This window comes from Curtobacterium sp. B18, assembly GCF_000333375.1.
Taxonomy (GTDB): domain Bacteria; phylum Actinomycetota; class Actinomycetes; order Actinomycetales; family Microbacteriaceae; genus Curtobacterium.
Map to the genome: position 1 here is coordinate 1 of NZ_BACZ01000362.1, position 9564 is coordinate 9564.

General features: G+C 73.3%; 11 protein-coding genes. 4 read left to right on the top strand and 7 right to left on the bottom strand.

The features are described from left to right. Nucleotides 1–47: 47 nt before the first annotated feature. The 4 genes from I5E_RS09850 to I5E_RS09865 form a co-directional block, all read right to left on the bottom strand. Nucleotides 48–1124 (bottom strand): ABC transporter permease, encoded by a 1077-nt coding sequence (locus I5E_RS09850; RefSeq protein WP_022906827.1) that lies wholly within the window; start codon nucleotides 1122–1124, stop codon nucleotides 48–50. Continuing rightward, nucleotides 1121–2002: an ABC transporter ATP-binding protein gene (locus tag I5E_RS09855; protein ID WP_022906828.1), complete on the bottom strand. Its 882-nt coding sequence runs from the start codon at nucleotides 2000–2002 to the stop codon at nucleotides 1121–1123. The genes I5E_RS09850 and I5E_RS09855 overlap by 4 nt, the downstream gene beginning before the upstream one ends. A gap of 137 nt (nucleotides 2003–2139) precedes the next feature. Then, nucleotides 2140–2826: a response regulator gene (locus I5E_RS09860; protein WP_022906829.1), complete on the bottom strand. Its 687-nt coding sequence runs from the start codon at nucleotides 2824–2826 to the stop codon at nucleotides 2140–2142. Then, entirely contained in the window at nucleotides 2808–4073 is a 1266-nt protein-coding gene (locus tag I5E_RS09865) for a sensor histidine kinase (RefSeq protein ID WP_022906830.1), read from the bottom strand. The genes I5E_RS09860 and I5E_RS09865 overlap by 19 nt, the downstream gene beginning before the upstream one ends. Nucleotides 4074–4137: 64 nt before the next feature. On the opposite strand from I5E_RS09865, the gene I5E_RS09870 reads away from it, so the two are divergent. After that, complete coding sequence (locus I5E_RS09870) at nucleotides 4138–4476, top strand: YciI family protein (protein WP_022906831.1); 339 nt, start codon at nucleotides 4138–4140, stop codon at nucleotides 4474–4476. Here the strand turns inward: I5E_RS09870 and I5E_RS09875 are convergent. Further along, complete coding sequence (locus tag I5E_RS09875) at nucleotides 4382–5599, bottom strand: MFS transporter (protein WP_049973487.1); 1218 nt, start codon at nucleotides 5597–5599, stop codon at nucleotides 4382–4384. The two genes, I5E_RS09870 and I5E_RS09875, sit on opposite strands and share 95 nt — an antisense overlap. 53 nt (nucleotides 5600–5652) lie before the next feature. Here I5E_RS09875 and I5E_RS09880 point away from each other — a divergent pair, with 53 nt between their 5' ends. Together I5E_RS09880 and I5E_RS09885 are read left to right on the top strand one after the other, a co-directional pair. After that, a complete protein-coding gene (locus tag I5E_RS09880; protein ID WP_022906833.1) occupies nucleotides 5653–6243 on the top strand; it encodes a TetR/AcrR family transcriptional regulator in 591 nt (196 codons plus the stop codon). A 117-nt stretch (nucleotides 6244–6360) separates the two neighbouring features. Continuing rightward, entirely contained in the window at nucleotides 6361–7254 is an 894-nt protein-coding gene (locus I5E_RS09885) for an alpha/beta hydrolase (protein WP_022906834.1), read from the top strand. A 237-nt stretch (nucleotides 7255–7491) separates the two neighbouring features. On the opposite strand, the gene I5E_RS09890 is transcribed toward I5E_RS09885, so the two are convergent. Then, complete coding sequence (locus tag I5E_RS09890; RefSeq protein WP_022906835.1) at nucleotides 7492–8388, bottom strand: serine hydrolase domain-containing protein; 897 nt, start codon at nucleotides 8386–8388, stop codon at nucleotides 7492–7494. Then, a complete protein-coding gene (locus tag I5E_RS09895; protein WP_022906836.1) occupies nucleotides 8388–8870 on the bottom strand; it encodes an ATP-dependent zinc protease family protein in 483 nt (160 codons plus the stop codon). Before I5E_RS09895 ends, I5E_RS09890 begins: the two co-directional genes overlap by 1 nt. Nucleotides 8871–8936: 66 nt before the next feature. Here I5E_RS09895 and I5E_RS09900 point away from each other — a divergent pair. Further along, nucleotides 8937–9564: RimK family alpha-L-glutamate ligase (locus I5E_RS09900; protein WP_022906837.1), on the top strand; the 628-nt coding region annotated here is incomplete at its 3' end.

Here is a 9564-nt window from a genome sequence, read left to right on the forward strand (position 1 = left end):
AGCAGATCCGCTCACCCGCACTGCGCCTCCCGTCCGGTGCTGCGGCGTCAGCCGCGGAGGGCCTCCGCGAGCTTCACGCGGCCGCCGGTGCGCAGCAGCGCGTTCTCGTAGATCCGGGCGCCGACGAGCACGACGACGACGACCGAGGCCGCCACGACGAGGAGCGACAGGATCGGCTCCCACCACTCGACCGTGCCGAGGAAGATCCGCATCGGCATGCCGATCGCGGCGCTGAACGGCACGTAGGACATCACGCCGAGGATCGTCGGGTTGCTGTACGCGACGATGATGAGGATGTACGGGATCATCACGAGCATCATCACGGGGGTGGTGACGCTGCCGACGTCCTCCTGGCGCGAGACGAGCACCGCGGCCGCCGCGAACAGCGAGGCCACGAGCACGAAGCCGATCGCGAAGAAGCCGACGAACCAGAGCATGCTCGGGCCGAGCACCGTGAACATGTTGTCCTGACCGGTCACGGCGAGCGTCACCGCCGCCGCGATCGCCACCGCGACGATCTGCGCGAAGGCCATCACGCTGTTGCCGAGCACCTTGCCGGCGAGGAGCGCCCGTGCCGGGATCGCCGCCATGAGGATCTCGACGACGCGGGTGGACTTCTCCTCGACGACGCTCTGGGCGATCGACTGGCCGAACGTCACGGCGGAGGCGAAGTACACGACGCCGAAGGCCAGCGCCACGATGTAGATCAGCCCGCCGGGGATCGCGCTCGGGTCGAGGAGCTCGACGCGGGGCGAGACGCTCAGCGCCTGCACGACGTCGGTCGGCGCGTCGTCCAGTCCGACGACGCGGTAGCCGAGCGGGTCGTCGGACGGCAGGACCGCCGCGTCGACGTCACCGCTCCGGACGAGTCGCTCGGCCGCGGCCGTGGTCGGCGCCTCGGTGACGTCGAGCCCCCGGCTGGTCGGCAGGTCGACGCCCGTGACGACCGCCACGGGGGTGGTGTCGCCCGACGTCGCCTTGCCGACGATGCCGCCGACGACGATCGACGCGACGACCATGAGGACGAGGATCAGGGCGGACACGACGAACGCCTTGCTGCGCAGGCGGGCCTGGATCTCGCGCGCGGCGACGAGCCGCACGGACGCAACGAACGAGGAGTTCATCGGACGACCTCCCGGAAGACCTCGCTGAGGCGCGGTACGCGCGGCGAGAACGACCCGACGGTGCCGTGCTGGACGGCACGCTGCAGCATCCGCTGCGCGGTGGCGTCGTCGGCCTCGAACACGGCGTAGCCGCCGTCGAACTCGCGGACCACGACGCCCGGTTCGTCGCGGAGCCAGGCGACGTCGCCGTCGACGAGCAGCTCCCACGCGGCGGGCCCGGCGTGCTTCCGCAGCTCCTCCTGCGGGCCGGCGGCGCGGATCGTGCCGTCGGCGATCACGACGACGTCGTCGCAGAGTCGTTCGACGACGTCCAGCTGGTGGCTCGAGAACAGGACCGGCACGCCGCCCGCCGCCGACTCGCGCAGCACTGCGAGCACGACGTCGACGGCCATCGGGTCGAGGCCGGAGAACGGCTCGTCGAGCACGAGGACCTCGGGGTCGTGGGCGAGTGCCGCCGCGACCTGCACACGCTGCTGGTTGCCGAGGGACAGCTTCTCGACGGCGTCGGTCGCGTGCTGGGTGAGCCCGAGGCGGTCGAGCAGGTCCGTGGTGCGGTCCGTGGCGGTCCGCTTGTCCACGCCGTGCAGCCGGGCGAAGTACGTGATCTGCTCGGCGACCGGCATCTTCGGGTAGAGGCCGCGCTCCTCGGGCATGTAGCCGAAGCGGCGGCGGTCGGCCGGACCGATCACGGAGCCGTCGATCGACACGGTGCCGGCGTCGGCCTGGAGCACGCCGAGCAGGATCCGCATCGTGGTGGTCTTGCCGGCGCCGTTGCCGCCGACGAACCCGGTCAGGCGTCCGTCGCCGACCGTGAACGTCACGTCGTCGAGCACGCGGCGGTCACCGTACTGCTTGGTCACCCCGTCGATGGTGAGCATCTCGTTCCCCTCTCGTGGCGGTTCGGTCCGCCTGCGTCGACGCTATTGCGCGCGGTGCGACGGGCGCCTCCGGCTGGCGACGGGGATCGGAGCACTGCGGCCTCCGCCGCGTGGGGGAGCGCGGGTCGGGCGGGGGACTAGGCGGGGGTTCCGGCCACGCCGTGCTCGAAGGCCCACACGACCGCCTGGATGCGGTCACGCAGTCCGAGCTTCTGCAGCACGTTCGACACGTGGGTCTTCACGGTCGCCTCGCCGACCCAGAGCTCGGTGGCGATCTCGGCGTTGCTCAGGCCGCGCGCGAGCAGCCGGAGGACCTCGGTCTCACGCTCGGTGAGCCCCGCGGTCTGGACGGCGTCCGCACCGTGGCCGTCCGCGGCCGCGGGCGCCGCCGGCCCCGAGGTCGCGCGGCTGATCACCCGGCGGGTCACGTGCGGGGCGAGCAGCGCGTCACCAGCCGCCACGGTGCGGACGGCGTCGATCAGCCGTTCGGGGGAGGCGTTCTTCAGCAGGAAGCCGCTCGCCCCCGCCTCGAGCGCCTGGAAGAGGGCGTCGTCGTGGTCGAACGTCGTCAGGACGAGCACGGCCGGGGGCTCCGGGAGCGCGGCGATCCGGCGCGCCGCCTCGAGCCCGTCGACGTTCGGCATCTGCACGTCGAGGCACACCACGTCCGGTCGGTGCGTCCGGACCGCCTCGACCGCCTCGGCGCCGTCAGCGGCCTCGCCGACGACCCGGAAGCCCGGTTCGGACTCGAGGATCACGCGGAATCCGGCCCGGACGAGGTCCTGGTCGTCCGCGAGCACGATGGTCAGGTCGTCGGCAGCCATGCCCGCACCAGGAAGCCTCCCCGGGCGCGCGGCCCGATCTCGATCCGTCCGCCCACCGCGGCGACGCGTTCGCGCATCCCCACGTGGCCGAGTCCGCTGCCCGCGGTGTTCCGCGGTGCCCGGTCGCCGTGGCCGTCGTCGGTGACCTCGACCTCGACGCCGCCGTCGAGGTACCGGACTCGGACGTCCGCCCGGGCGCTCGGACCCGCGTGCTTGAGGACGTTCGTCACCGCTTCCTGCGCGATCCGGTACGCGACGGCGGACACCGTCGGCGGGACGGCACGGGTGGAGCCGACGACCACGTACTCGGTCGGGTGGCCGGCCGTGCGGGCGGAGTCGGCGAGCTCGCCGATGCGGGCGAGCCCCTCGGTGCTCGGCGCGGCACGGTGGTCGTCGCCGAGGTCCCCGTCGGCCCGCAGGGTGCCGAGCATCCGACGGAGCTCCTCGACGGCGGTCCGGGCGCTCTGCTCGACGACGCCGAGCGACGCCGTCGCCTGCTCGGGGTCGTTGCCGATCACGCGGCGTGCGGCCCCGGCCTGCACGCCCATCAGGGACACGTGGTGCGCCACGACGTCGTGGAGCTCCCGAGCGATGCGCACGCGCTCGATCGTGACCGCCTGGGCCGCGCTGCGCTCCCGCTCGGCGGCGAGTTCGGCGGTGCGGAGGTCGAGTTCGTGCTTCGCCACCGCGGACGCCCAGGCCCGGTTGCCGGCGTACCAGGCAGCACCGAAGTAGATGACGTTGATCACGATGTTGAGCAGGGAGAGCGCGATGTACGGCGGGATGAGTCCGCCGTCGTCGTTCGGCAGCGCGTTCGGCACGGCCCACCCGAAGGTGATCGCGACGAACAGCCACGCGAACATGCCCCCGATGACCACCCACCGCACGACCTCGGCGCGGACCCGGTCCGAGCACCACGCGCCGACCGTGTAGAGCGCGATGAACAGCGTGAAGTTCACGAGGAAGAGCTCGGGCACGTGCAGGATCTGCGTCGCCGCGAACGCGAGGGCCGAGACGACCGCCATGGTCATCGGCCAGCGACGGCGGAACGCGACCGGCGCGGCGTTCGCCACGATGAGCAGGCCCGAGACCCACCACGCCGCCTGGTCGTCGCCGTAGGTGCCGGCCGAGCCGTACAGCATCGTCGTGATCGTCAGGCCGACGCCGAGCACGACCGCGAGCAGGGCGTCCTGCCGGTGTTCACGGCGCCCCACCGGCAGCCGTGACCACTCCGCCGCCGTCCCCATGGGCACCACGGTAGCGGGTGCGGTGGTCGGAGTAGCCTGCGGTCAACAGAACAGGGGAGACGCCGTGCACTTCCTCGTCAACGTCATCGACGACGGGCAGGCCGAGGCCGCCGGTCGGACCGAGTCCGCGACATGGGCCGAGACCGACGCGGTCGACGCGCTCAACGAACGGCTCGGTGATGCCGTCGTCTTCGCCGCCGGGGTGTCGGCGCCGTCGGACGCCGTCGTGGTCGACGCTCGTCGTGCCGAGCCGACCACCGTCCCGGGGCTCGTCGGGGACCCGGCCGAGTTCGTCGCCGGGTTCTGGGTCATGGACCTGCCGGACGCCGAGGCCGCGCTGCGGGTCGCACAGGAGGCGTCGGTGGCGTGCAACCGGAAGATCGAGCTGCGCCCGCTGCTCTGACCCGGGCACCGAGCACGGCGCAGACGGCCGTCACGAGCGCCCCGGCCCCGAACGTGCCGGGCGACCCCAGCGGCTCGACGACCGCTCCGGCTGCCGCGGCACCGCCGGCCTGGCCGAGGACGAGCGCCACGAAGAGCACCGCGGTGCCCGCCGAGGACCGCTCCGGGTCGATCTCGGTGGTCCACGCGATCAGGGCCCCGGTCGCCGCGGTGTACCCCCAGCCGAACACGGCGCACGCGACGAGCGCCACGGGCGTCCACTGCGGCACCGTGCCGAGCGCCAACACACCGAGGGCGACGGCGACACCGGTGAGTGCCCACTGCGTGCGGGCACGCAGCCGACTCGTCCACCGGGCGGTCACCACGACCGCGGCGCCGCCCACGCCGAGCGCGATCCACGCGGACACCGAGACGGCGACCGGTGCGCCGGCATCGACGAGCACCGAGCGGCCGTAGGTCCACACGACCGCCGACCCGGCGCCGAAGAGCAGGGCGAGCACGAGGACCGCACGGTGTGCCCTCCACCACGCCGGGTCCGGCCCCGCGGCCGGGGACCGCTCGGAGCGGGTCCGCCCGCCGGCCCCCGTCCGGCGGGGCGGCCACGAGGACGCGAGGAGGACCGCCCCGACGACCAGGGTCGCGATGCCAGACCACGTCCACGCGGTCCGCCAGTCGGGCAGGAGCGCGAGCGCGAGGACGCCCGCGGCGACGAGGCCGGGGCCCGTCCCGGCGTTCACCACGGCCTGCGCTCGGCGCTGCGCCGGCTGCGGCACCAGGGTCGTCACGAGACTGACGAGCGCGGGCGATGCCAGCCCCGCGCCCGCCGAACCGACGACAGACGCGATCGCGAACGCCGCGGGGGCGCCGGCCGCAGCCATGCCGAGTGCACCTGCGCCAGCCACGGCGGCGGCGACCGCCACGAGGACCCGGGGCACGCGGCCGGCACAGCGGTACCCGAGCACGGCGCCGACGCAGTACAGCGCCGAGGCTCCGGACGAGACCCACCCCGCAGCGTCGGCGCCAAGCCCGAGGTCCCGCTGGACGTCGGGCAGGAAGAGGCCGTAGGCCAGCCGGACCAAGCCGTACGTCGCGGCGATCAGACCGAGGCCGCTCCCCACGAACACCGACTCTCGTAACGAAAACGCTCGTTTCACTTTTGAGAGCCTAGGGTGCTCTCATGGCGATGCGTCCAGGAACCGAGCGGAAGCTGCTCGACGCCGCCGAGGAGCTCTTCTTCTCGCAGGGCATCGCCGCGACGCCCATCGACGCCGTCCTCGAGCGCGCGGGGATCTCGAGCGCCACGCTCTACCGCGGGTACGCCAGCAAGGAGTCCCTCGTGGCCGCTGCCCTCGGTCGCCGGCACGACGACTGGCTCGCGACGTGGGACCGGGCCGTCGCGGACGCGTCGGACGACCGGGGCCGTCTGCTGGCGGTCTTCGACGCGCTCGACGAGTACCGGTCCACCGCAGCGGGCTCGCGGTGGTGCGCGTTCCTCGGCACTGCTGCCGAGTACGTCGACGCCCCGTCCGACGTCCGCGCGGTCCTCGACCACGAGACCGACACCCTGCGTCGACGCCTGACCGCGTCGGCCGAGCCCGTGGTCGGCGCACACGCCGGGGCGCTCGCCGAGCAGCTGCTGCTCCTCGTCTCGGGGTACCTCGCGATGCGCCTGCGCGAACCCGGCCTCGGGACCGGTACCGCGCGTGCCGTCGCCGACGCGCTCCTCGGGTCGGCGGAGCGACCGGTTCCTGCGCGACTTCACACCTGACGTCCGCGTGTACCCGAGGTGCTCCGGCGCCCGACTCGGTAGCTTGCCCGGTGTGCAGCGGACCTCCCCGACCCTCGTGATGACGCGCGTGACCCCGGACAGCATCGGCCCCCGCGCATGAGCGGCTCCCGTGCAGCCCGGATCACCCGTCGCTCGCTCATCGTCGGCGGGGCCGCGGTCGTCGCGGCGGGCGCCGCGGCCGAGGCCGTGAACCTCCGGCTCCTCCCCGGCCGGTCGACCATGTACCGCGTGCTCGGCCTCGACGGGCCGGCGGGAACGGTCCCCGACGTCACCCCGGTGCCGACCGTGTCCGGATCGTTCACGTCCCGCGCCCGGAAGGGACTCGAGGTCGGCTGGACGATCGCCGCGCCGCGGTCCGACGACCCCCTGCCGATCGTGGTCGCCCTGCACGGGTACGGCGACGACCACGCGGACTTCTTCGGTTCCCACCTCGGCTACGACCGGTTCCTCGCCGCGCACGTCGCGGCGGGCGGGACGCCGTTCGCGATCGCCGCGGTCGACGGCGGCAACCGGTACTGGCACCGTCGTGCCGACGGCGACGACCCCGCCGCGATGGTCGTCGACGAGTTCCTGCCCCTGCTCGCCCGCCGAGGCTTCGACACCGCGCGACTCGGGCTCACCGGCTACTCGATGGGCGGCTACGGCGCGCTGCACCTCGCCGGCGGTCTCGGCGCGGAGCACGTGCGCGCGGTCTCCGCGATCAGCCCCGCGCTGTGGCGGTCGGCGGGGGAGACCGCACGGGGCGCGTTCGACGACCCCGCGGACTTCGCCGCGAACACCGTGCTCGGCCGACAGGCATCGCTCGACGGCGTCGCGGTCCGGGTCGACTGCGGCACCGGCGACGGGTTCGAGCCGGCCGTGCAGACGTACGTCGACGGCTTCGCGACGGCACCGGCAGGCGGCTTCGAGGCCGGCGGCCACACCTCCGCCTACTGGCGGCGCCTCGCGCCGGACCAGCTGCGGTTCCTGGGGCGGCACCTGCAGGCCTGATCCGCACCGACGGCGGGCGGGAGGCGCGGGTCGGGCCCGCACCGTCCCTCCCGACCGCCCGTCGGTCCGGTCGAGGGCCCTCCCCGTCACGGCGTTGACCGTTCCGGTTCGCGATCCCCGGGATCCGCGAACCGGAACGGTCAGCGAGCAGGAATGATCAGTGGGTCCCGCGAACCTCGCGCACCGCGTCGGCGGCGAGTTCGGCGAGTTCGGCGAGTTCGGCGTGGGCGGGACCGGTCAGCGCGGCCCGCGCGCCTCGCGCACCGCGTCGGCGGCGAGCTCGGCGAGGCGGTGGTCGTCCGTCTCCTCGTGGGCGGTGATCGTCACGACCGCGTCGCGCGCCTGGTCGACGACCACGTACTGGCCGTAGCGGCCGTCGAGCCGCCACGTCTCGCCCGGGCCGTCCCACACGGCGAGGCCGTAGCGCTCGAAGGGGGCTCCGCCGCCCGTCGGCACCCACTCCGCGTGCATCCGGTCGACCCACGACGCCGGGACGAGCTGGTCCGCCCCGCACCGCCCGCGGTCGCGCAGCAGCGCGCCGATGCGGGCGAGTTCGGACGTGCGGAGCTCCAGGCCGCTGCCGCCGACGATCCAGCCGAGCGGACACCGGTGCCACTGCGGGTTGTGGATGCCGAGCGGGTCGAACAGGCGCGGGAGGAGCCAGTCGCGGACGTCGCCGACGACGGCTCCCAGCATGCGCATCGCGACGTAGGGGCTCGCGTCGGAGTACCGGAAGACCGAGCCGGGGCCGACTGTCGGTCGACCGAGCATCTCGGCCGCGAGGTCCGGCCACGACACGACCTCGTCGCCGAACCAGGCGAAGTCGATGCCGCTCGTCATCGTCAGCAGGTGTCGGACGGTGACCGCGTCGACGCCGTCTCCGAGCGGGATGTCCGGCAGCAGCTCGGGGACGCGGGTGTCGAGCGTGAGGATGCCCGCGTCGACGGCGATCCCGATCGCGAGCGCGCAGACGCCCTTCGAGACGGAGTAGAGGTTCTCGCGATCGTCGCTGCGCCACCGGTGCTCGACCTCGTCGTCACCGATCCGGACGTGCACGCCGTAGGCACCGAGTCCGGCCGCGTCGACACCGGCGACGATGCGCTCGAGCACGTCGGCCGCGGGGCCGTCCGGCATCAGGCGCGGCCCCGGTTGCGCCGGCGGATCTCCTTCGGGGCCCGACCGGCCATGAAGGACCGGGCCGGGTCGACGAGGAAGCCCTGGCGCAGCGCCTCGCGGCCGACGAGCATCCGGAAGCCCATCTGGTCGCGGTTGCTCAGGGTGACCTCGGCCTCGAAGACACGCCCGGCGAGGGACATCTCGGTGAGCACCACGATGCGCTCCTGGGTGTGCCCGGTGGAGCTGCGGACGATGCGACGGTCGTGCACCGCGCACTCGATCGTGACGGCGTCGGCATCGGTGTCCTGCCACGGGTGCACCGAGAAGCGGACCCGGTCGCCGGGGAGTTCCTCGAGGTCGAACGCGTGCAGCGCCGAGCTCCGCGCACCGGTGTCGAGCTTCACCTTGATCCACGGGATGCCGAGCCCCGGCAGGGCGGCCCACTCCCGCCATCCGGCGACCACGAGACCGCCGTTGGGTGACTTCGGTTCTCGGGCCATGTGCCCATCCTGTCGCATGCTTGGATGGAGCGTCGCCGTCGATACCCCTACCCCGGAGCACACCCGATGAAACTCGCCATCCTGTCGCGCGCGCCGCACGCGTACTCGACGGAGCGCCTCCGGGCTGCCGCGATCGACCGCGGGCACGAGGTCAAGGTGCTCAACACGCTCCGGTTCGCGATCGACCTGACCGGCGACGACCCGGACCTGCAGTACCGCGGCAAGCTCCTGTCCGACTACGACGCCGTCCTGCCGCGCATCGGGAACTCGATCACGTACTACGGCACCGCGGTGGTCCGGCAGTTCGAGCAGATGGACGTCTACACGCCGAACACCGCCAACGGGATCACGAACTCGCGCGACAAGCTGCGGGCGAACCAGATCCTGTCGCGGCACGACATCGGCATGCCCGCGACGACGTTCGTGAACGGCCGCGCCGACGTCCGTGGGGCGATCGAGCGCGTCGGCGGTGCTCCGGTCGTGATCAAGTTGCTCGAAGGCACGCAGGGCATCGGCGTCATCCTCGCCCCCGAGGCCAAGGTGGCCGAGTCGATCGTCGAGACGCTGCACTCCACGAAGCAGAACGTCCTCATCCAGAGCTTCATCTCGGAGAGCCGCGGCAAGGACATCCGTGCGCTCGTCGTCGGCGACCGGGTGGTCGCGGCGATGCGGCGGAGCGCCTCGGGTGACGAGT

Bases quoted from the DNA above. Each gene is read 5' to 3' on its own strand.
- I5E_RS09860 (WP_022906829.1), bottom strand. From the start codon at position 2,826: ATGGCTGCCGACGACCTGACCATCGTGCTCGCGGACGACCAGGACCTC.
- I5E_RS09880 (WP_022906833.1), top strand. From the start codon at position 5,653: ATGGCGATGCGTCCAGGAACCGAGCGGAAGCTGCTCGACGCCGCCGAG.
- I5E_RS09850 (WP_022906827.1), bottom strand. From the start codon at position 1,124: ATGAACTCCTCGTTCGTTGCGTCCGTGCGGCTCGTCGCCGCGCGCGAG.
- I5E_RS09895 (WP_022906836.1), bottom strand. From the start codon at position 8,870: ATGGCCCGAGAACCGAAGTCACCCAACGGCGGTCTCGTGGTCGCCGGA.
- I5E_RS09890 (WP_022906835.1), bottom strand. From the start codon at position 8,388: ATGCCGGACGGCCCCGCGGCCGACGTGCTCGAGCGCATCGTCGCCGGT.
- I5E_RS09855 (WP_022906828.1), bottom strand. From the start codon at position 2,002: ATGCTCACCATCGACGGGGTGACCAAGCAGTACGGTGACCGCCGCGTG.
- I5E_RS09865 (WP_022906830.1), bottom strand. From the start codon at position 4,073: ATGGGGACGGCGGCGGAGTGGTCACGGCTGCCGGTGGGGCGCCGTGAA.
- I5E_RS09885 (WP_022906834.1), top strand. From the start codon at position 6,361: ATGAGCGGCTCCCGTGCAGCCCGGATCACCCGTCGCTCGCTCATCGTC.